Annotated in this window: 15 protein-coding genes; all 15 read right to left on the bottom strand. The window is 34.3% G+C overall.

Annotated features, from left to right (window positions below; translation table 11 throughout):
* Positions 1-164: 164 nt before the first annotated feature.
* Positions 165-1787 (bottom strand): PucR family transcriptional regulator, encoded by a 1623-nt coding sequence (locus BK579_RS14275; protein ID WP_235848430.1) that lies wholly within the window; start codon positions 1785-1787, stop codon positions 165-167.
* A 267-nt stretch (positions 1788-2054) separates the two neighbouring features.
* Entirely contained in the window at positions 2055-2270 is a 216-nt protein-coding gene (locus tag BK579_RS14270) for a hypothetical protein (RefSeq protein WP_078546533.1), read from the bottom strand.
* A gap of 13 nt (positions 2271-2283) precedes the next feature.
* Entirely contained in the window at positions 2284-3780 is a 1497-nt protein-coding gene (locus BK579_RS14265; RefSeq protein WP_078546531.1) for an NCS1 family transporter, read from the bottom strand.
* Positions 3781-3926: 146 nt separating this feature from the next.
* Positions 3927-5342 carry a dihydropyrimidinase gene (gene hydA / locus BK579_RS14260; RefSeq protein WP_078546529.1) on the bottom strand — a complete coding sequence of 472 codons (1416 nt, stop codon included), beginning with the start codon at positions 5340-5342 and terminating at the stop codon, positions 3927-3929.
* An 11-nt stretch (positions 5343-5353) separates the two neighbouring features.
* Entirely contained in the window at positions 5354-6634 is a 1281-nt protein-coding gene (gene preA, locus BK579_RS14255; protein WP_078546527.1) for an NAD-dependent dihydropyrimidine dehydrogenase subunit PreA, read from the bottom strand.
* Positions 6635-6671: 37 nt separating this feature from the next.
* On the bottom strand, positions 6672-8033 hold the full coding sequence (locus BK579_RS14250) for an NAD(P)-dependent oxidoreductase (RefSeq protein WP_235848429.1): 1362 nt from the start codon (positions 8031-8033) through the stop codon (positions 6672-6674).
* 117 nt (positions 8034-8150) lie between these two features.
* The gene (locus BK579_RS14245) at positions 8151-9041 is read right to left on the bottom strand and encodes a nitrilase-related carbon-nitrogen hydrolase (protein WP_078546525.1); all 891 of its coding nucleotides are present in this window, start codon (positions 9039-9041) and stop codon (positions 8151-8153) included.
* A 408-nt stretch (positions 9042-9449) separates the two neighbouring features.
* The gene (locus tag BK579_RS14240) at positions 9450-12002 is read right to left on the bottom strand and encodes a helicase-related protein (RefSeq protein WP_078546523.1); all 2553 of its coding nucleotides are present in this window, start codon (positions 12000-12002) and stop codon (positions 9450-9452) included.
* A 100-nt stretch (positions 12003-12102) separates the two neighbouring features.
* On the bottom strand, positions 12103-13590 hold the full coding sequence (gene dacB, locus BK579_RS14235; protein WP_078546521.1) for a D-alanyl-D-alanine carboxypeptidase/D-alanyl-D-alanine endopeptidase: 1488 nt from the start codon (positions 13588-13590) through the stop codon (positions 12103-12105).
* A gap of 152 nt (positions 13591-13742) precedes the next feature.
* The gene (locus BK579_RS14230) at positions 13743-16835 is read right to left on the bottom strand and encodes an AAA family ATPase (RefSeq protein ID WP_078546519.1); all 3093 of its coding nucleotides are present in this window, start codon (positions 16833-16835) and stop codon (positions 13743-13745) included.
* 25 nt (positions 16836-16860) lie between these two features.
* On the bottom strand, positions 16861-18048 hold the full coding sequence (locus BK579_RS14225; RefSeq protein ID WP_078546517.1) for an exonuclease SbcCD subunit D: 1188 nt from the start codon (positions 18046-18048) through the stop codon (positions 16861-16863).
* Between the two features lie 1262 nt (positions 18049-19310).
* Entirely contained in the window at positions 19311-20111 is an 801-nt protein-coding gene (locus tag BK579_RS14220) for a Cof-type HAD-IIB family hydrolase (RefSeq protein ID WP_078546515.1), read from the bottom strand.
* A 69-nt stretch (positions 20112-20180) separates the two neighbouring features.
* Entirely contained in the window at positions 20181-20804 is a 624-nt protein-coding gene (locus BK579_RS14215) for a YitT family protein (protein ID WP_169891146.1), read from the bottom strand.
* A 79-nt stretch (positions 20805-20883) separates the two neighbouring features.
* Positions 20884-21426 carry a mismatch-specific DNA-glycosylase gene (locus BK579_RS14210; protein WP_078546511.1) on the bottom strand — a complete coding sequence of 181 codons (543 nt, stop codon included), beginning with the start codon at positions 21424-21426 and terminating at the stop codon, positions 20884-20886.
* A gap of 308 nt (positions 21427-21734) precedes the next feature.
* Complete coding sequence (glnA, locus tag BK579_RS14205) at positions 21735-23099, bottom strand: type I glutamate--ammonia ligase (RefSeq protein WP_078546509.1); 1365 nt, start codon at positions 23097-23099, stop codon at positions 21735-21737.
* Between the last annotated feature and the right edge of the window lie 75 nt (positions 23100-23174).

Genomic DNA, 23174 nt, shown 5'->3' with positions numbered 1-23174 from the left:
TAAAGGACCTTTCAAAAGCAACAAAGTTTACGAAAATAGCCTAATTAAATTATGACTCATTATTAACAGAGAGCCATTAGACATAATGTAAAATATTGTATGTCTTACATCTTTAATACAATAGTACTTTTTTATCCGGAATGAAAAATTGAAGATACAAAAGGTTAATTATAATCTTCTTTCCTATCAGATATCTCTACAATTGGCTTTAGGTAATCATTGATTAAGAGCATAAATTCAATAGCAATTCGTTTTTCCGGTAACATAAAATCCTCACCAAGTAATTTTTCTAGTTTTTGCAGGCGATGATAAAGTGTTTGTCTCACGATATAAAGCTGTTTAGCCGTCTCTTGTTTGGAGCCATGACATTTCAAATAGACTTTTAATGTTTCCAATAGCTTTCCGTTGTTCTCAAGATCATGCTGTATTACTGGTTTTAAATATTCTTCTACAAATTCAGTTAGATTAAGATGTTGCGACATCACTGAAATTAGTCGAAACAAATGCAGATCTTCATAAAAATGATAAAATAAAGAAGAGTTTAGAAGTTTTGATTCTATTTTTATCGTTTCTTCAGCTGTTTGATAGCTTTTACAAACATCCATTAAATTCAAAACAAATTTTCCTACTCCTATAGATATCGTGAATCCATTTTTAGTACTTAAATCAGAGGCCTTCATTCTTTCAAAAGCGTTGATAAGTCTCATTTTATAATTACTAATCAAACGTTTATTTAGCAGGATTAGGATGGCCTTTTCTTTTTTTTCTGTAAGAATTAACGAAAAACCCTGTTGTTCGAATATTGATTGCAAACAAAGTTTTATATAACTCTCATCTACACTGAGCATATTCTGCTTATTTTCGATTCTACAAACACAAACTACTGCACCATTTTGTTGAGAGAGTCCGTGATCATTTAAGTATGTAGTTATTGCGGTTTCAGAATGGTAACCACTTAACCAGTCTTTAATCCATTCACTTCGTTGGTTACCTTTTTTCTCTTCAACATACATATTATTTAATAACTGTTGGCTTATTGCAGTGATTGTTCGATCTAATAATAAATAATCAAGTTCGCTTAGTGGTTCCAGCTCGTTATTCGACATAAGAGCTACTTGTGCAATTTCGTATCCTAAAACAAGGACAGGGACTCTATAATGCGAATTTTCAGCATTCTCATCTAATAAACTGATTTTTTCTTTCCATAACATCTGTTCAATATGTGTGCAATTTGGAAAAAAGACCATTTGGTTATCCTTAATAAAAATGATTTGTTTACTTGTTTTTTGTTGCAATAATTCTAGGAGTTCAAAATGGTGGTTTATATTCAGTAGTTTTTTATTTAAGAGGTGAGAAAAATCCTCTAAATTTGAAATGATTTGATCCTGACTCTTTATTATATAGGTATGAATATCTTGGGTAATTTCGACAAACGGAACTTCATCCTCAAAAACAATGATCGGAAAATTAAAACTATTAGCGTAGTCAATTAATTCATCATAAATAGTTGTTGTATAAGTTCCAATTTCAATACATAGTCCTGAAACGTTTGAGTCAATTAATTGCTTTAAGAATGATAAACTTAGCTCCAGATTGCGATTCCATGAAATACCTGTCGTCAAAATAAGTTCATTACCGTTTAATAGTTTGCCTATGTTCGTTACCTCAACTATATGTACCCATTTTACTAGATTAGTAAGACCCTTTTTCCCTGCAAGAACCCGTGTGTTTTCAAAGTGCTTTCTTTTTAAAATAGACGAAACCGTTAAAGGATAAGAACTAATCAAATTTCCACCTCCTACTAATAAAGGGAAGAAAGGATTGAAAAAAGTTCAATCCTACCCTTCTCATGATATCTTCCTCTTTTTAAATTGGAACTATTAACGGGTTATTAATTTGTATTAGTTGACATTCGCTTCAAACACTCCCCGCCGGAGGAACGGTGAGCCTCCCACGTCGCTGTTAGCTCCTGCGGGGTCTCACTTTGTCCCGTGCATCCCGCAGGATTGGCTTGGATTTCTGCTCATTTTTTTAAGGCTTGAAACGTGAATCCATCAAGCTTGGTTTAATCCGCTTAAGAGTAATACTGAGTAATACTTTCTTCCCTCTGCTGTTCCTATTTGTAGAGTTTCTCTTTTATTATGTTTTGAGTGTTCAAATACTAAAGTAGCACCGTTTAAATCCTCTGTAATTTTTTTTATGTTATAGCCTTGTTGAAAAAGAACATCAATTTTATCTCTTTCAGACAAAAAAAACTGGTACTCAGACAATTGACCACACTCCTTACTGTTTCAATGTTCCAATATCTGTAACAGGTGGACCACCTATGATGTTATCTTTTACTTCATCAAGAGATTCTTCAATAAACCAGTCACGCCCAACGGTTATACCTAAATATTTTTCATCGTCAGGATCTTCAATTTCAGCTTGCTTATACTTTATAAACCACCAATATTTTGCTAACATGTAGTAACTTCCAGCACCTACGAAAAATCCAACTAAAAAGGAATAACTTGGAACAAAATAAGATGCTCCACCACCAAGAATCCATGCAATAAATCCTGGAATATTTACTCCATTCAAATACCTATATTGACCAGTCGTCTCATACAGGTCCGGTACATTAACTCTTCTTTTTCTTAATAGATAATAATCAGCAACAAGGATACCAACAATTGCAGATAGAATACCCCCTACAAATAATAAAACAGGGATGATGATTCCAAATAAATTCCAAGGTTGAACCACAGTTCCGACAATCCCAGCAGAGATTACCCCTGCCCAAAATGGGAATTTAGGACCACCTACATTTGAAAATATCGTTGCTGCTGGAACAATGTTTGCTGAAATATTTGTTGACCATTGTGCTAAAACAATCATTAAAAGTAAAATTCCTAAAGCAAAACCACTTGCCGCCTGTTGTAGACCCACAATTGGGTCGTAATTCATCACGGCAATATACGAGACTCCACCGATGACCACCATAAATGTTTGAGTTAACGGAAGTGCGATTAAGTTGCCTATTAATGAACTTTTATTACGTTTAAGCCAACTACGCTCATTCTTCGGTGCTTTCATAAAACGCGAAATTGAGGGGATATCAGCTGAGAGGGTTGCCCAAAATCCCATGTTACTAAAGATGACGACAAGGAATGCGGTAAAAGCAGCCCCACCTGTAACTGGACTTTCAACCCAACTCCAAACATCTCTACCTTGCGCACTTGCAGTATTAGAGAGTGAAACATACATCCAACATGAGATAATGATAATTATTGGCGCTGCTAAATCGGCAAATCTTTCAACAGCCTTAATTCCAAGAGCTGTATTTACCATTTGGACTATAGCAAATAGTAAAAAACAAATAAACCAATTATCAAATCCATATAAAAGATTTAAAATGGCATTAATTGCTGTTGATCCGAAGTAAGTGTTTATTCCAAACCACATCGATGCGGTCACTCCACGAACAATTGAGGGAATATGGGTGCCGATCGTACCAAATGGCGCTCTCATATAGACAGGGAAAGATAACCCGTGTTCGATCCCTATATCAGCAGTTAAGGAGATAAATAGACCAATTGCTAATGAACCAATAATTGTTGCAATTATTACATATGGGAGAGATAGATTAATAACTCCTGCTCCACCAATGGCAAAGGTGGCAAGAACAACAACCATTCCTATCCACATAAAAGAATAACCAAAAGAAGTGATTGTTCTTCCCTGCTCTGAAATTGGCAATAAATCAGGTGATTTTAAATAATTTTTCTTTTTACCCATTTTTGAACACTCCCTTTATTATTCATAAAATGATATATGTAAACAAGAGTAAGTCAATATTGTCATTGAAGGTTTTCCCATTCTAGATTACAATGACCAATATTGACCATTCTCTTAGTAATAGAAGGTGTGTGTTCAATTCTTAATTAAATGGACAAAGTGTGCGTATGAGATTCAAGCAACTCCCCATACTTTGCTCTTTTAATATATTTACCAGATCCTAACTCTCCTACAAACTGCTTTTCTTTAATAACAAACTCTCCCCTTACTAGAACAGATTCCGCCTCACCTGTTACTTTCATCCCCTCAAATGCGTTATAATCAACAGCCATATGATGAGATTCCGCAGATAATATTCGTTCAACTTTTGGATTGAATATCACAAGGTCAGCATCTGCACCTACCGCAATTGAACCTTTCTTTGGGTAAAGTCCAAATAATTTTGCAATTCTAGTTGAAGTGATATCAACAAACTGATTTAATGAAATTCTTCCTTTTTTTACCCCTTCTGAAAATAATATTGTTAACCGGTCTTCAATCATTGGCCCTCCATTTGGAATCTTTGTAAAATCACCTCTACCTAATTCTTTTTGTCCTTTAAAATCAAATGAACATTGATCTGAACCTAATGTTTGTAATTGTCCCGTTTTAAGAGCATTCCATAATACTTCTTGATTCCACTTTTCACGTAAAGGTGGTGACCAGACATATTTTGCGCCTTCGAAATTAGGCTTTTCGAGATATGTTTGATCTAGAACTAAGTACTGTGGACAAGTTTCTCCCCATACATCCACTCCCTTCTTTCGTGCTTCAGAAATTTTCTCAACAGCATCTGCGCAAGAAACGTGAACAACATACAATTGTGAATTAGCTAAACCTGTAAGTGTTGCAGCTCTCCCAGTCGCCTCACCTTCCACTTCAGGAGGTCTTGTTAATGCATGATAAATGGGATCTGTTTTCCCTTCTGAGAGTGCCTTTTTTGTTAAGTAATCAATGACGTCCCCATTTTCTCCATGAATCATAACCAATGCCCCTAAATCTTTAGCTGCAATTAATGTACGAAACAGAGTCTCATCATCAGCTTGTAAAACATTTTTGTATGCCATAAATACCTTAAAGGAAGTGATACCGTTTTGTTCTACAACCTCTTTCAACTGACTTAACACATTATCGTTCATTTCCCCAATCATCAAGTGAAAGCTATAATCAATAACTGCTTTATCACTAGCTTTTTTATGCCACTCTTTAATAGAAGATTGGAGAGGAACACCTTTTCTTGTTAAGCAAAAATCGATAATTGATGTCGTACCACCATAAGCTGCAGCTATCGTTCCTGTCTCAAAGTCATCTTTTGTAACAGTCCCACCAAATGGCATTTCTAAATGTGTATGAGGATCGATTCCTCCTGGAAATACGTAACGGTCTTTTGCATCAATCACCTCTGCACCTAGATCGGAAAACTCCTGTCCAATCGCTGTAATTTTTCCATTTTCAATTAATAAATCAGCAGTAAAAGTATCTGAGGCAGTAACAATGGTTCCATTTTTAATAATTTTTTTCATCCTTTCCCTCCTTATTTGATTTTTGCACCTGTTGAAACCTTTTGAATAACCTCTTGACGTTGATTCCAATTCATTGATGGTAGTCCAGTAGCTACCTCGACCATATCAATTGCTCCTTCTACAGGACAAACAATGGAACATAAGTTACAGCCCACACAATCCTCTTCTCTCACCGTTAAATAACTGTTTCCACTGTTGTCTTTTAACATATCAATACATTGGTGTGATGTATCTTCACAAGCAATATGACATTTATTACAATTAATACAAATATCATTGTTTATTTGAGCAACAATTTTGTAATTTAAATCTAAATTACCCCAGTCGGAATATTTAGGTACAACCTTTCCAACTATTTCAGATAGTGATGATATCCCTTTATCATCTAAGTAATTATTTAAGCCATCAATCATATCTTCAACTATTCTAAAACCATGGTGCATTGCAGCGGTACACACTTGAACACCAGTTGCTCCCATCAACATAAATTCAACTGTATCCTGCCAATTTGATATTCCACCAATGCCTGAGATTGGGATATTAATATTTTCATTTCTGGCACATTCAGCAACCATATTTAAAGCGATAGGTTTGACTGCTGGACCACAATACCCTCCATGTGCCCCTTTACCATTAACATGTGGTATTGTGTTCCAAGAATCAAGATCAACACCGGCTAAACTATTGATTGTATTAATTAGACTTATAGCGTCAGCACTACCTCTTACTGCAGCTTCAGCAGTCGCAGTAATATCAGTAATATTAGGGGTTAATTTCACGATAACAGGAGTCCTAGCTACCTCTTTCACCCAATAGGTTTGTTTTTCAACAAGCTCAGGCACTTGCCCTGAAGCAGCCCCCATTCCACGCTCTGCCATTCCATGAGGACATCCAAAGTTTAATTCAAGTCCATCTACTCCAATGGCCTCAACTTTTTTTACAATCTCATGCCATTTATCCTGTCTTGGTTCAACCATCAATGAAACAACGAGTGCATGGTTTGGATACCTTTTCTTTGTTTCATAAATTTCCTTTAAATTAACCTCTAATGGTCGGTCTGTAATCAACTCAATATTGTTAAAACCAGCAACTCGTTGTCCATTAAAACTTACAGCAGCAAATCGTGAGGAAGTATTAATGATAGGGTCACCTAAGGTTTTCCATACTGCTCCACCCCATCCTGCTTCAAAGGCTCTTTGTACTTGATACCCAGTATTGGTAGGAGGTGCAGATGCTAACCAAAAAGGATTCGGTGAAGAAATTCCTGCTAAATTAATTGATAAATCAGCCATTACATTTCTCCTTTCCTTTAAAATAAATAGTCTTCTTTCACACAATAAATTGATTATTATATTGATGAATTGAAAGTGCAGTAAGTTTTCCTTGTTGTGCGGCTGTTACGACCATGGCATCTCCTTTACCTTTTCCAAATACAACATCACCACACGCAAAAACGTTAGGGTTTGAGGTCTGATAGGTAATTGGATCAATTTCAACAACACCATCATTGTGTTTAAGTCCGAACTCTTCTATTAAGTCCAAATGCCTTGTTTGACCGATTGCTTTAATCACAATATCTGCTTCTATAACATGTTCAGAACCATCAATTGGCTCAGGATTTCGTCTACCATACTCATCTTTTTCTGAGAGTTTTATTTTTAAGCATTCAATACCTGTAACTTGTTGCCCTTTACTTAATATTTGTTTTGGTAAGGTTAACCAACGAAACTCTACCCCATCTTGTTTAGCAAATTCATATTCAAACTGATATGCAGTCATTTCATTAGACGTTCTTCTGTAAAGGATTTTCACATTTTCAGCGCCAAGTCTTATTGAACATGTTGCCGCATCAATAGCTGTATTACCAGCACCGATAACAACCACCTTTTTTCCTATGAAGTTAGTTGGGATCTCATTTGTTTTTGTTTCCTTAATTAATTGTATTGCGTCATAAACTCCTTCAAATTTTTCACCAGGAATTTTAAGATTAGGTACATTCCCCATTCCAATTGAAAAAATGGTAAAGTCATACTTTTCTAAAATTTCTTTTGCCGAAATATCTCTACCAACTTTAGTGTCTGTAATAATCTCTACTCCAAGCTGTTCAACCTGTTTCACTTCCCAATAAGAAATGGTTGTAGGTAAACGAAATGAAACGATACCGTATGTATTTAGTCCTCCAGCTTTTTTATTAGCCTCATAGATCGTAACCTTATAGCCAAGCCTAGCTAGTTCCCTTGCCGAGGATAACCCAGCTGGCCCACTTCCGATAACTGCGACCGCTTTTCCATTCCATTCACTAGCCTTAAATAGGTTTAAGTTATTATGAATTGCCCAATCTGTTGCAAATCTCTGTAGATTACCTATCATGATTGGTTTAGTAGTATTGTTAAGAACACATGCACCTTCACAAAGTTCGTCTGTTGGACAGACTCTAGAACAGCTTGCACCAACTGGGTTCGCTAGCATAATAGTTTTAGCAGACCCTTTTAAGTTTCCGGTTGCAATTTTTTTAATAAATGCTGGAATATCAATTCCTGTTGGGCAAGCCTGAATACAGGGCGCGTCATAACAATATAAACAACGGTTCGCTTCTTCATTTGCATCTTGTTTGGTAAGGCCAGGTTCAATTTCTAGAAAATTGTCCGCTAATTTCAAATTCAAATGTTTTGGAGTATCTTCATTGTTCAACTTGATTCCTCCCTGAACTGAGTAAAATAGTAAAAAGGGGTTGTTAATCTCAATTCAACCCCTTAATGTGTTGTACTGCTTAAAAGAAAAATCATAGTAGGTTGAAAAAGGATCAAACTACGGTAATAATGCAGTCATATCTCCATAGGTTTCAGGTCTACGATCACGGTAAAATTGCCATATATCTCTTACTTCTCTAATCATTTTCTTATTCATTTCACCAATAATAACTTCATCACTATCTCTACTACCCATGGCCACAAAGTTCCCTCGAGGATCTACCAGATACGATTGTCCGTAGAATTCACCCATTTCCCAAGGCCCTTCTATCCCTACACGATTAATAGCAGCAACATAATATCCATTTGCAACAGCATGTGCTGGTTGCTCTAGTTTCCAAAGATATTCTGACAGCCCTGCAACTGTTGCTGATGGGTTAAAGACAATTTCTGCTCCCTTTAATCCAAGCAATCTAGCCCCTTCAGGGAAATGTCGATCATAACAAATATAAACTCCGACCTTAGCGTACGCTGTATCAAATACCGTATATCCTAGATTCCCCGGCTTAAAATAATATTTTTCCCAGAAACCACAGCCTTCTTTTGATACACCAACTTGTGGAATATGTTGTTTTCGATATTTCCCTAAATAGGTACCGTCTGCATCAATGACTGCAGCAGTGTTATAATATGTAGCAATTCCTTCTCTTTCATATATTGGGAGTATAATTACGACTTTAAGTTCTTGAGCTAATTCTTGAAATAATTTAGTAGTGGGACCATTAGGTATTTCTTCCGCTGAGTCATACCATTTTGGATTTTGTTCGGTGCAAAAATAGGGGCCATAAAAAATTTCTTGTAAGCAAATTATTTTCGCACCACGCCCTGCGGCTTCTCTTACAAGCTTCATATGCTTTTCAATCGCTTTCTCTTTATGAACACTTACTGGTTGACTGCCATCAACATCATTAGATGCTTGAATAAGACCGATTTTTACAATGTCAGACATAGAATACCTCCACAATTAAGATATTTTTAACTTTATTATAAGACTGAAATTTCTGAAATTTAAACTCATTTTACAATGTGCCTAATCGTATTACACTAGACATAATGTAAAATGTTTAGATTTACAGCTTTGTCATAATGTTAATTGAAAAATATATCATGCTTATATATTTCTATATGAAGTAAAGATAACACTGTGGCTATAAAGGAGGTTTGATTGTATAAAAAGGTGAATTTATGAATAGGAATTTAATTAATAATCTACAACACGGACTAAAAAGATATTGTTGAATGGTGTTGTCGATTTATTTTTATTTAGTAAATGTTAAAAGTCAAAAAGAAGACCAATCTAAATCGATTGATCTTCTTCTTATACAAACGTTTGTTTAATAGTTGATGTATAAGGATTTTAATATCCTCGTTTTGACCTCCTATGATAACATTGACCACAGATTTGAAATGAATAATCCCATGGAAGTTGCTTTCCACATTGTCGACATTTCTTTGTGTAGGCTTTTACACTACTTTTCAACTGCTCGTGAATATCATTACTAAAACCTTCTCTTATTCTCTCCCAATAAGATGCTTCAGTACGATAATCTAGACGATATAAGAATAATAAATGTAACCCAACAGCCTTGTAAGATAGCTCTAGTTCTTCGAGAGTATCTCTATCCCCCAGTATCGGCTCAGGTAGATCTTCACCTCTGACAATAGCATACATTGTATTCTGCCATTGTTTTACGAGTCGAGGTTCATTTGAAGAAAACGGTAAATGTAAAAATCCATAAAGATCCATCATTGGCAATCTTGCTTCAATCTCAGTCTCCCTAATCGTCTCATATAATGCTCTTTCCTCAGATAAGGTTGATTTCTTTGTCCCTCTAGGGCCCTCAAATTTATCCCAAATTTCGAAGAAGAGTTGAAGGTCGCGGGAATATCTCTGAAACCGCTCAAATACAGCATTTGTTGGTGCGATTGCAAATGTATGAACCGGAACATCTTTATCAAATAAAAGCCGCTTCATTATTTTTATGTCTTTTGTAAAAGCCACTTTCCCTACATCATAAATTCCTTTTCTACCCGCTCTGCCGGCAATTTGCTTCACTTCTTGTGATGTTAAACGCCTTCTTCTAGTTCCATCAAATTTATCGTTTTCTAAAAATACAATTCGTTGGATAGGAAGATTTAATCCTATTCCAATCGCGTCAGTCGATACAATGACATTTGTCTCACCGTCAATGAATCTTTGCATTTGTTTTTTTCTTGTTTCAGGAGGCATACTTCCATAGATTAAGCTCACACCATGCCCTTCATTCTGCAATTTAGATGCTGTTTCAAGGACTCTTCTTCTTGAGAAACAAACTAAAGCATCACCTTTTTTTGTTGAATTGATATTAAATGGTTTACCTTCAACTTCTAGTGGTATATCACGTTTATATTCAAACACTTCTAAAGGTGCATCCTCTAATAATTGTATAATCATTTCTTTCAGATTTAGACTACCAATGATATGTACTTCATTTGCGTTTGCCTTTGTAATTGCTTTATACCATGAGAATCCTCTGTCCTTATCAGCAATCATCTGAGCTTCATCAATAATTATAACCTCGTAAAAATCCTTTTCATGAAACATTTCTACTGTTGAAGAAATATGCCGAGAACCACTTACCTCTTTTTCTTCTTCTCCAGTTTTTAGTGAACAAGGAATTCCATCATTATTTAATTTATCATATACCTCTAGTGCCAATAATCTTAACGGTGCTAGATAAAGCCCCGATTCAGCTTCCTTCATTCGTTTTAACGCTTGAAATGTCTTTCCGGTATTAGTCTCACCAATATGTAAAATGTATTTAGTATTTCGGCTGTGTGAAGGACTGTATTCATGCCGAAATATATCCTCTAGGATTCTTTTTTCTTCTTCTTTTTTTCGTTCAAGTTCAGCAAGCTCTTCAGCTTTTTTTCGTTCTCTTTCACTAACATGTTGTTCATAAATAGCTAGTTGTGCATTTTCTTCAAAGTCAACATTCGTTAATGAAATTAAATCCTCTAATAACTCTTCTTGGATTAAGTTGAAAAAATCTTCAGCTAATATACCCAATTCAGATGATACTAGTTTTTTGAATGATCTTAAATTGAGTGGTTCATCTATATCATCAGTCGAATGGCTAGATATTTCGTTAAATATCAGTTTTGAGATATGGTCAAAAACGAAATCATTCACTATTCTTTGATATAAATAATAATAAATCTCGAATTCATAATTGTTTTTTCCCCAATAAACTGTTTGATCTAAATTGCCGGTAAGTTCATCGAAAAATTCATCCATGTTTGTATAATCAGTTACTTTAAGAGAGCCCTTCGGCTTGACTTGATCTTCAAATCGATAAGAGTTCGAAATGATGTATTTTTTATTGATTTGAAAATGTTCAGATAAACGCTTTCCTATCTCATATCTTAAATGTACATAGTATGTAATAAAGTTTGTTTGTATTAAATCATTTGTTTCCTTAATAATTTCAATTCTAAAATTCTCTTTTTTCTGTGCAATCTTCTGTTCTTCCTGCCTTGCGAGATACTGTTCACGTGCTTTATAAATCCGACCTTCCCACCTTTCGTTATCATCTGAAAATGTCTCATCTAGCCAAGTAATAACATTAAAGGGGTGGTATTCCCTTAATTCATTTCTAAATAAAGAATTGATTATCTTTCGATCAACGCCCTCAATTTCATATCCTCTAACCCTTAGAAATTCCTTTTTTTCATGTCGTGGTATTTTATTCGTTGCTTGATTTAACCAAACATTAATCCAGAGTTGGTCAATATAATGAATTCGTTCCGAAATGTATTCCGAGTATGAACTTGGAACTTCACTTTTTCCAAGGAATTGATCAATGTCATCTAAAACTTTTATTTTTGTCTGTTCAATCGCTTGAAGGTGAGTAGTAGTTATTTGGTCCATAGTAACTCCCCTTTGTTTTATATTTTAGTACACGAAGTCATGCTTTTGATTCCCTTTGTCACTCATTTTTCTTGAGTAAATGCATCAGAACCCCTTCTCTTCAATTGTTTTCATAAATAGCTGTAACTATCTGGTCTTCGATGTCTTTTGCTGAATTTTCATCTAGGACATTATTTAAAATTACAGAAAAAATAAGAGTTTCTCCATTTTTCGTTTCTACGTAACCTGATAATGAACTAACAGTGGTTATAGTCCCGGTTTTAGCGCGCACTTTTCCTATTAAAGCAGGTGAGCCCAAGCGATATCTTAATGTTCCACCAACTAAACGATCATTAAACCCCGATACTGGAAGTGATTCTAGATAAGATTGGAACCATTTCATTGACTGTACTTGAAAAAGTAATTTCGTTAATTCATTTGCTGTAATTAAATTCACATGTGATATTCCAGAACCATCTCTAAGTACAAATTGATCTGTATTAATCTTCATATTTGTTAATTCATTGTTTAGTACTTTTAAACCTTTTTTCCATTCTCCAGTTCCTTCTATCTTCTTTCCCATTTCTTTAACGAGAATTTCTCCATGTGTATTATTACTTAACTTCATAAAAGGAATTAATAGTTTTGACAAAGGCATTGAATGATGAATAGTTAGCAGTTTTGCTTGAGAGGGTACGATACCAGTTTTAATATCACCTCTAAGGTTTATATTGTAATTCGATAGGGACTTTTGAAACAAATTTATAACCAATCCAGTTGGTTCCCATACTGATACCCATTCTTTATATTTTTTTTGATTTAAAGGGATGGTTCCTTCCACAACAATATTGTTTGAACCATGTACTCGAAAAATTTCTATATTTTTATGCTCTTTATTAGAAACAGTTGAGGTGTTATTAATAATGGTAACATAATCTGTTTTAGGATTTATATTTATTTTAGCCTTTTTTGTCTCTCGATTACCTGGTTCTATCTCGAGAATGACTGTACCTGCATCATAATCTTGATCAGGTGATATCGTAAGAGCCGAAATTTGTGAACCATAGTATTTAGTTTCATCACTCCATGGAAGGTCGTGTGAGTAACGTACCGAATCAAAATGTGTATCATCTCCAATTAAATCACCATTTATTTTTTTTATCCCTATTTTGAGTAGCTTATCCGCCATTTTATCTAAGTCTTCCACGTTCAAGGTAGGGTCCCCTCCACCTTTTAAATATATATTTCCGTGCAATGTATCATTGATAATTTTCCCATCATGATATATTTCCGTTTTGAATTGATGGTTTTCTCCTAGAGCAGAAAGGGCTGCAGCTGCAGTAAAAAGTTTAAGATTTGAAGCTGGTCTTAGCCTTGTATCACCAATATGATTATATACTACCTTACCAGTATTAGCTTCACGCACACTTATTCCTATTAAAGAACCCTTTAATGAAGGCTGATTATAAATGATTCCATTTAAACTTTTTGACAGCTGATCCTGTCCATTTGCAAAAGTAACTAGATCTCTCCTATGTTGATTAACAGGTATAACAGTCATAACAATTAAAACAAACAAGATTGTATAACATATCCATTGCTTTTTCATTACATCCTCACCAACTATCGTAAATAATATATCTAATTATTATTTCCTTAAAAAGCAAAAATTAGTATAACTTAGTAAGATTGAAGGCTGAGGTGATCGTAACTCCATTTAAAAAAGACATAACCAAATATAAGGTTATGTCATGATATATATTATTTAATCTTAAATTTTGTTTGACTATAGCCTTCCTTTGTTTTTGATACTTCTAGAATCGCAGGAATAGCCGACTTTAATTCTTGCACATGAGATATCACACCGATCATACGACCAGATTGTTGGAGCTCTATTAAAGTATCAATTGCTTTAAGTAATGACTCCTCATCAAGTGAACCAAAACCTTCATCAATAAACATTGTATCGATTGAGATTCCACCTTGAAAGCTTTGAATAACATCTGCCATACCTAGCGCAAGACATAATGAAGCATTAAATTTTTCTCCTCCAGAAAGTGTTTTTACATCTCGGGTAATCCCTGTGTAAGAATCATAAACATCTAATCCCAATCCACTTTGTCTTCCACGACTTTCTTGTCGGTCACTTCTTATTAAATAAAACTGGCCGTTAGACATTTCCTTCAATCGTTCATTCGCTGCAAAAATGATTTGTTCTAAATATTCTATTTGCAAATATCTTTCAAAGGATATTTTACGAGTATTTTGCCCTCTTATTGCATCATATAGATCAGTTATAATTGATAGATCCTGTTCATACTTGGTTAACTCCTGGTTGCTTTTTAATATACTATTATAAAGGGTTTTTGCATCATCTTTTAATTCCTTCGATAAATTATACTCCTTAAAGGATGATTCATAAGCTGTTTTCAATTCATTTAGTTCGTGTTCTAATTGTCCTAAGTTATATCTGTTTTTGTCCTTTAATTCAATTTGTAAATCTGTTACTTGTTGTTTAGTGATGTTTAAGCTTTGTTTAAAGCTATTTATTTCTTCTTGTAGTGTATTCAATTGTGTATCAGTTAGTTTAGAGCGGATATAGTCTTCTTTTGACTCAAACTGTCCATCTTCAAGAACCTTTACAAACTGACTTTCCGCAGCATTCTTTTTTATAGTTACTTCATCTATCAGTTGAGATGAATGTGTGACATCCATTCTCGAAGTTGTGTGTGCTTCAACAGCTGTGTGATAGTGATTTTGGGCATCTTCCCACGCTGATTCTAATCTTCTCTTTTCATCTTCTGCTGCTAAAATTTTATTCTCAAGTATTGATAATATTTGAACGTCCTCTGGGATTGTCTTAAGCTTTTCATTTAAAACGGCTTTACTTGATTCTAAGATTGATTTTTGAGAATGAAATTCTTCTTCTAGAGACTCTTTATGGCGAAGAAGAAGTTCGATCTCTTGATCGATATCATTTTGCTTATTTTTTAATGTATTTAATTGATTACGTAATTCCTGTAAACTCTCTATTTCATTTTTTATCTTCTTTCCATCTATCAACAGCTGTTGAGCAGTTTCATTGGAATCCTCTAAAGGAATATTGAAAGAAAGCACTTCTTCTTCCTTTTGGTTTATCTGAGTTTGAAGGGCAGTTTGCTCTGCTTTATCTGTTCGAAAAATTGATTCTAATCTACTAGTCTCTGTTTTAGCGGCTTCTAGTTTTTCTTTTGATAGAGAACTATCTGAAACTTCTGCCTTATTAGGATGACGAGTACTACCGCATACAGGACAAGCATTACCATCGTGTAAGTGAGATGCTATTATTCCTGCTTGTTGACTTAACCAATTTCGCTCTAGTTTTTGATAGAATTGCATACTATTATTAAAATTTTTCTCAGAAATCACTAAGCTTTTTGTTACAGAGTCAGCTTTTATTTTCAATTGAATTAAATCATTTAGAACCTTATATTTTTCTCTCATTTCAATCCTAAGCTGTTGAAGGTCTGGTAGTCGATTTACTAATTGTTCCATCTTACTGATTTCTTTAACAATGGCTACTTTTTCTGCTTTTATCTTTTCAATATGTTTGTTTTGTTTTACTAGCTTTTCATTTATTTGTTCAACTGTTTTTTTAAAAGTATTAATTTTTGCTTTTCGATCTGTAAGCTCTTTAACATCTGATAAATAACCTTTTAACGTGCTAAGGGTTGTATTTATTTGTTCTCTTTCACTTTTTTTCGCTTTTTCAGTTTCGTAACGGAGTTTAGTTTTTTGTAAGTTCTCGAAAGCTGATTTTTCATTCGTCATTGCCTTTTCGTATTTCTCTTTTTTTATTGCTTCTTCCTTAAGAAGCTCACTAAGCTGATTTTCATATACTTGTATTTGACTTGCCCGCTTTGATTTTTCAAACTTTTCTTCTTTTTCTTCAATCAGCGGTAATTGTTTAATTAAACTGTTTAACTTTAACTCCTTTTCTTCAAGCTCGGTAAAGCGAGCGTTTGTAGCTTTTGCGTTATAAAATTCTCCTTGTTTTATATCATGTTTTTGATACGAGCTTTCATATTGGTTATAGTCCAATGTCATTTTGTTTTCATAATACGTAATCTCTTCTTCTAGACCACTAAGTATTTGATTTGTATTATAATGCTCTTGTGACATGATCATTGTTAATAGTGAACCTTCTCGTTTTGGTAGAATTGAAGAAATACTATGAATATGACGTTCCCTCACTTGAAGCTCTTGTTTATGAACTTCTTCTGTTAGACTCTTCTTCTCCTTAAAACGCTCACTTATTTTTTTATAGGGCTCCGTTTTGAAAATTTTCCTAAGAATTTCTTCTTTATTTTCCGTCTGAGAAGTTAAGAGTTTCCTGAATTCACCTTGTGGAAGCATCACAATTTGACTAAATTGATCCCTACTTAAACCTAATAATTCTTCAACTTTTTTATTAATTTCAGAAACAATTTGCCTATCAACACACGGAACCTCGTTAGAATCAACTATTTCATTGAATTCATACCTTTCTCCTGTAGCTCCTTTATTTCCTTGTTTAACATGTCCCAGCTGGCGGAGTATTCGATATATTCTTCCACGAAGTTCAAACTCGAGTTCAACTGAAGTATGTGTATCATCTTCTGCAAAATCACTTCTCAACATTTTGACATCATTACGATCTTCACCACTAGCAGATCCATATAACGCGAAGCAAATAGCATCAAAAATTGTTGTTTTTCCTGCACCTGTTGTCCCAGAAACAACGAATAACCGATGTTGCAATAATTCGGAAAAATCAATAGTTTCACTATGTTTATAAGGACCAAAAGCTGTCATTTTTAGCTTTTTTGGTTTCATGTTTTTTTCCCTCCTTCACAAGTTTTTAAATTTTCACTGATTTCTTCTGAGTATTTTTATGTTCATTTTGTTCTAATAAAAGCTCCTGTAAAACATCCACAAATATAGCCTCTGTTTCTTCTGTAACAGTCGTACCCTTTACTTCTTCATAGAAAGCCTTGAATAAGTCAATATCGGTTAATTTATGTCGTTCTATTGTTTGATGACTTTTATCATCATTACTATTTAATTTTTGGATTTTCCTTTCAACATGCATTGCATTTGGATATACAGATCGAATTTTTTCCATAGGTGTTAATACAGTTGTATCATCTAGTAATCGTACAAATACATAATCTTCATTATATGAATGTAGTAATAGTTCTTTCATTGTTCCTTCAACCGTCCTCATATCACGGATTGGAATGAGTAGTCTTCTTTCTACACTTATCTGACCAGAGCCGTCAAGTTCAATAATATTAAAACCTTTTTTATGCATTTCCTCTGAAATGGAGTATTTTAGTAGAGAACCAGAATAACGAATATTTTCACTTAAGACAAAGTGAGCCTTGTGTAAGTGCCCTAGTGCCGTGTAGTGAAAAGCTTTGAAATGCTCACCACTTACATACTCTGCTCCACCTATTGACAGTGGGCGTTCAGAATCACTAGTATTTTCCTGATTTTCACCATATGGAGTTACAAAGGCATGTCCTACAAAAACATGTCTTGCATTTTTATCGTAATTATTGACAATATGTTCTGTAATCTTTTTCATTGCATCATTGTGTGTACGTACATCCTCATCTTCAAAAATATCACGCACTATACTTGGATCTACGTATGGGATTAGATGAAAATGTACTTCTCCAAATTCATCATTGAGAACAACTGGTTCGAGTTCTTTACTTATTTGCCCTTTAATGAAGTAGCCATGTTTTTTCATAAGGTTACTTCCGAAATTCAGTCGACCGGGACTATCATGATTACCTGCTATTGCTAGAACGGGTGTCTTTAAATCAATAACGATTTTTTCTAACACCTGGTCAAGTAAAGTAACGGCTTCAGTAGGAGGGACTGCTCGATCATATAAATCTCCAGCAATGATAACCGCATCTGGTTTTTCTAACTCTATTTGCTGAACAAATTGGTCTAAAATATATTGTTGATCCTCTGTCATATATACACCTTGGACAAGTTTTCCTAAATGCCAATCTGCTGTATGAAAAATTTTCATTACACATTCTCCCCTTAATAGTAAGTTACATATTATCTATTAAATACTTGCAAAAGCTATTAAAATTATTAGTCTAGAATTATAAATAATAGTTCATCTTAAACTATTATTTTACAACAAGGCACTTCTAATTGCTAATACTGAAATCCGGGATTCGAGGCATCTTTAGTAATTAAATATACATAATGGAATTGGTTTACCAGTGCGTTGGATTGAAGGGAAGGTCACTTGTCTGGACCGCCCCATGGAAAGCAAGTGGGATCGCAGCGATTGGAATTTTGAGAACATGTATATTCAGGGTAGACGTCCATGCTAATTAAAATTAGCACCATGGAGGATGAAAATTGTTCATCTAAGTGGAATGAGCGGAAGGTCACTTGACTCCTGCGGGATGCAGCGGGCAAAGTGAGACCCCGCAGGAACCATAAAGCAACGAGGAGGTTCACCGACGCCCAGCGGTATCCCGCGAGTGAACTGCAGCCATTGAATCTCCAACCTATGTATATTTAGGGTAGGCTTTCCGCTAATGTGTATTATTCGCACAATGATGAATGAGAAGTAATCAGCTACTCACAATAAGCGTATATCCAAACCTAATTTTTTAGTTTAGAAATAAAAAGCTATGTATTATAAATTTGACGTGTTTACTCTAGAGCTGCAAACAGTCAAAACAAAATGAAAACGCACTGTGAATTCACTATAGAATTCACAGTGCGTTTTTTGATTTATCAACTTTTGGAAATTTTAATAGCTAAATTTACTTAAAATTCACGTAGTAAGTCTCAGGGGATGAAATGATTTTTGGGTAGTCAGTTAGATATTTGTGATCTAGTACCTTAATTTGATAACCTATTATAGACTTGATCTATTCTGGATATATAAGGGGAGTTATTCCCGTTAAGATGCGGAATAGTACTCGATTTGGGGTATATAAGGGGAAAATTTCCCCTTAAGAAATGCAAAATGAACCATTTTCGTGTTTTTTAAGCAAATAGAGGAAATTTTTCCCTCTATTGAAGCTATTTTTGGCGATACCTACTAAATAAGTGAATTTCTCCCTCTATTTATCATAGTTTTTAAGCATCTGATGATAGAACTGACGGGTATTTACTACTGATAACTGGTTATGCATCTCTAAGCCTTTTCCAATGTGAAGTTTATAATTGTTAGTTGATTGATCTGCGATTTAGCGTATTGCACTTCACAAGTAAATCCATTAATTAAAAATCACATAACTTATTACAATCATTTATTTAATTAAATCAAATTAGCTCTAATATATGCTTAATCGCAAATGAAACTCCACTCTCATTATTGCTTTTAGTAACATGTGATGCCTTTTCTTTTATCTCTTCAGGAGCATTATCCATTGCAAACGAAGCTGTTGAAATCTCAAATTGAGAGATATCATTACCTCCATCACCAAACGAATAAATTTCAGAAAAAGATACGCCTGTTAAGCTTTCAAAGCGTCTTATCGCTTTTCCTTTTTGTGCTTCAGAAGATGTAATCTCTACGTTATTAGGAAAAGAGGATGAACATGCAATGGAAGCAAACTTTCGAAGGTGCTCTTTAACCATTTGAATCTTTTCAAGCTGAGAATGATCAACCCACGCAATCAATTTATAAATCTTAATATCCTCTATCTTTAAAATACTATAGTAGTCTTGTTCAGCAAACATTTTGTTGATTTCCTCTAAAGATTTATTATGTAAAAGAGGTAATGTTGCTGGAAAACCACCTTTATTTGTATAAACTAAGATACCGACCTCAAGTTCCTTTAGAAGTCTTATTAACTCACTATAAAGTGTTGGATCAATAGTAGTTTCATAAATGATTTCTCCAGTAGCAGAATAAATCATTGAGCCGTTTAAGCAAATGATTGGACAGTTAAGCTCCTTTACTCCATGTATCTTAATAATATCTTTGTACTGACGACCTGTGTTTATGATAACTTGATAGCCAGTATCCTTTAAGAGGTTTACTGTTTCTCTATCTTCGTTTGAAATGATATGTTCTGAATTAAGTAACGTTCCGTCTAAGTCAAGTGAAACACACTTCATAATTTGGCTCCTTTATCTAGTGCAATTTTTATAATATAATATTTTATCATATTCTAGTATGATATAACATTATTGTACATTACCACTTTCTACAGCCCCAACTTCAACGGAATCTACTTCTCTAATTGGAGATTTTTTATATCTACCAATTATGTGGCTTGCAATAAATATACACAAAACTGAATATAAAGCTTGAGACCAACCTACAATTGCAATCGCACAAAGGATTATTAAGGAATCACAAATAAAGATGACCAATCCACGATTCAGTCCAAGTTTTTGTTCGAAAAACAAACCCAGTATGTGTATACCTCCTAAAGATGATCCATTATTCAACACGAATGTTACACCAATGCCTATTAAAAGACCCGCGAGCAAAGATGCAAACAATGCATTTATTGTTATTGAAATGTTTAATAGATCGAGAAAATCACGAATAAAAGATATAGCTGTGATTGATAAGAGGCTAGAGACAGTGAACCATTTGCCTAATTGCTGGAGGGAAATAATAAAAAACGGAAGGTTAACTATAAAAAACCATAAGCCCCAAGAGGTGTCTGAAACATATGTTAATATCGAAGCAATTCCAGCCGTTCCACCAAAAGTTAAGTTAGAAAGAGATAATATTTTTATACCGAATGAGGTTAAACACAATCCTAAAAATACAAACATTAAATTTTTAAATATATTCATTAATACCTCCATCAAAATGCTAATACTTCAAATTTATATAGTTTAGGTGGATTGGTCAATAGATTAACAAGTAATCAATCTAATCAGAACCTTTTGATTTATCCTCACCTTTTTTAATTGTTAAAATGAGTTCAGGTAATTTTTGATAGATTTCTACAATTTCGTCCAACTTCATCCTAACTAGTCCACTTGAAGACGGAGCAACAAAATCATATATTCCATTAAGTACGGATTCTTCTTGAAGACCCCAAGGACTTTTCTTTCTAAAACTGTATTGAAGATAGACTCCTTTACCTACAAAACAAACTATCTTTGGTTTAACCTGCTTTATTTTAGTTTTTAGTTCTTCTCTTCCCTTTTGGTATTCATCTTTAGTAATTTCATCAGCTGCTTTTGTAGGTCTAGCTACTATATTTGTTAATCCAATTCCTAATTCTAACATTTTTTGATCTTCTTCTGACACATATTTTCTAGGTGTAATTCCTGCTTTATGTAATATGGTCCAAAAACGATTATTAGGATTTGCAAAATGATGACCTGTTTCACTTGAACGGATGCTGGGGTTAAATCCAACAAAAAGAATATCTAGGTTATTAGATAATATATCAGGTATAGGCTTCATTGTTAAACTCGCTCCTTTCTCAAGTAAAACAGAGCGTTCATTATACGACACTCTAAAACATCTGTCTGCAAACTTTATGATGCGAAATTACGTCATTATTTTCTGTTTAAAATGGAAAAAATATTAATTAATCTTTTGAATACGAGAAATTCTCATTAAAAATGAGTGAGGTTTACACCTCACTCATTTTTATATTGTTTACAGTAAGAAGTGAATTTTCACCTTAAAATTTACCGTAGTTCTCTATTCTTCTTCACTTCACTTTTATAATCGTCCCAATAGCAACAATTTATAAACAAGGTCAACGATTAAAACTTTGCTTGATAGTTTACTAATTCCCATGTGTGGACAGCTGTGCGATAGTTATCCCATTCAGCTTTCTTCATTGAAACATATTCGTTATAGACATGTTTTCCAAGAGTCTTAAGTCCAATTTCTCCATTTTCAAGCTCAGCAACTGCTGCATCTAAGCTTCCAGGTAGATTTTCGATACCAAAGCCAAAGCGTTCTTCTTCAGACATGTGGAAGATATCCTCGTCAATAGAAGCTGGTGCTGTTAAACCCTTTTCGATACCATCAAGACCTGCTGCTGCAATTACAGCAAATGTTAAGTACGGATTTGAAGAAGGATCTGGACAGCGCAATTCAACACGTGTCGCTAGCCCACGTTTAGCTGGAATGCGGATTAATGCTGATCGATTTGAAGGTGACCAAGCAATATAGCAAGGAGCTTCATAACCAGGAACGAGACGCTTATATGAGTTAACAAGTGGGTTTGTTACAGCAACAAAACTCTTCACATTTTCAAGTACTCCTGCGATGAACTGGTATGCTTCTTCTGAAAGTTGGTGCTTACCATCAACATCAAAAAATACATTTTCCCCATCTTTAAAGAACGACATATTTACGTGCATTCCTGATCCGTTAATTCCAAATACTGGCTTTGGCATAAAAGTAGCATGTAATCCATGTTGTTGTGCTACTGTTTTCACGACCCATTTATAAGTAGTTGCTAAGTCTGCAGCACCAAGTGCATCGGCGTATTTAAAGTTAATCTCATGTTGACCTTCTGCAACTTCGTGATGAGAAGCTTCGATTGTAAAGCCCATAGCTTTCAAAGCTTTATAAATTTCTAAACGAACACGCTCACCGAAATCCTTTGGTGATGGTTCAAAATAACCAGCGTTATCACCTAATTGAACAGTAGGATTTCCGTTTTCGTCGGCTTTGAACAAAAAGAATTCTAACTCTGGCCCGATTGAAATAGTATAGCCTTTATCCGCCGCACGCTCTACTGTCTTTTTTAAAACATTACGAGTATCACCTTCGAAAAGAGTACCATCTGGGTTTTTAACAGAGCATAAGAATCTAGCTTCTGAATATCCTTCTTCTACAGTCCAAGGTAATACTGCAAATGTTGATAAATCAGGCGCCAGATACAAATCCGACTTGTTTATAGGCGAGAAACCTTTAATTGATGATCCGTCAAACATCATTTTATTGTCAATAACATCTTCTAACTGTGCAGAAGTAACTGTCACATTTTTTAATATACCTTCAATATCAACAAATTGAAGATGTAATAGTTCGACTGATTTAGCATTAATAATGTCTTTGATTTTTTCAACTGTTAATGTATTTTCATTTATTTGAGATACTTTAGTTTCCGCCATGTTCGATTACCTCACGTTTCAATGTAATATTTTCTAACATGGTTTTATTATATTTAATTATCATAGATTTGACAA

Source organism: Litchfieldia alkalitelluris (assembly GCF_002019645.1).
Classification (GTDB): Bacteria; Bacillota; Bacilli; order Bacillales; family Bacillaceae_L; genus Litchfieldia; species Litchfieldia alkalitelluris.
The sequence above is the reverse complement of the archived record's forward strand: the minus strand, read 5'-3'. Positions and strand labels throughout refer to the sequence as shown.

Bases quoted from the DNA above. Each gene is read 5' to 3' on its own strand.
- BK579_RS14265 (WP_078546531.1), bottom strand. From the start codon at position 3,780: ATGGGTAAAAAGAAAAATTATTTAAAATCACCTGATTTATTGCCAATT.
- hydA (WP_078546529.1), bottom strand. From the start codon at position 5,342: ATGAAAAAAATTATTAAAAATGGAACCATTGTTACTGCCTCAGATACT.
- preA (WP_078546527.1), bottom strand. From the start codon at position 6,634: ATGGCTGATTTATCAATTAATTTAGCAGGAATTTCTTCACCGAATCCT.
- BK579_RS14245 (WP_078546525.1), bottom strand. From the start codon at position 9,041: ATGTCTGACATTGTAAAAATCGGTCTTATTCAAGCATCTAATGATGTT.
- BK579_RS14240 (WP_078546523.1), bottom strand. From the start codon at position 12,002: ATGGACCAAATAACTACTACTCACCTTCAAGCGATTGAACAGACAAAA.
- dacB (WP_078546521.1), bottom strand. From the start codon at position 13,590: ATGAAAAAGCAATGGATATGTTATACAATCTTGTTTGTTTTAATTGTT.
- BK579_RS14230 (WP_078546519.1), bottom strand. From the start codon at position 16,835: ATGAAACCAAAAAAGCTAAAAATGACAGCTTTTGGTCCTTATAAACAT.
- BK579_RS14225 (WP_078546517.1), bottom strand. From the start codon at position 18,048: ATGAAAATTTTTCATACAGCAGATTGGCATTTAGGAAAACTTGTCCAA.
- BK579_RS14220 (WP_078546515.1), bottom strand. From the start codon at position 20,111: ATGAAGTGTGTTTCACTTGACTTAGACGGAACGTTACTTAATTCAGAA.
- BK579_RS14215 (WP_169891146.1), bottom strand. From the start codon at position 20,804: ATGAATATATTTAAAAATTTAATGTTTGTATTTTTAGGATTGTGTTTA.
- BK579_RS14210 (WP_078546511.1), bottom strand. From the start codon at position 21,426: ATGAAGCCTATACCTGATATATTATCTAATAACCTAGATATTCTTTTT.
- glnA (WP_078546509.1), bottom strand. From the start codon at position 23,099: ATGGCGGAAACTAAAGTATCTCAAATAAATGAAAATACATTAACAGTT.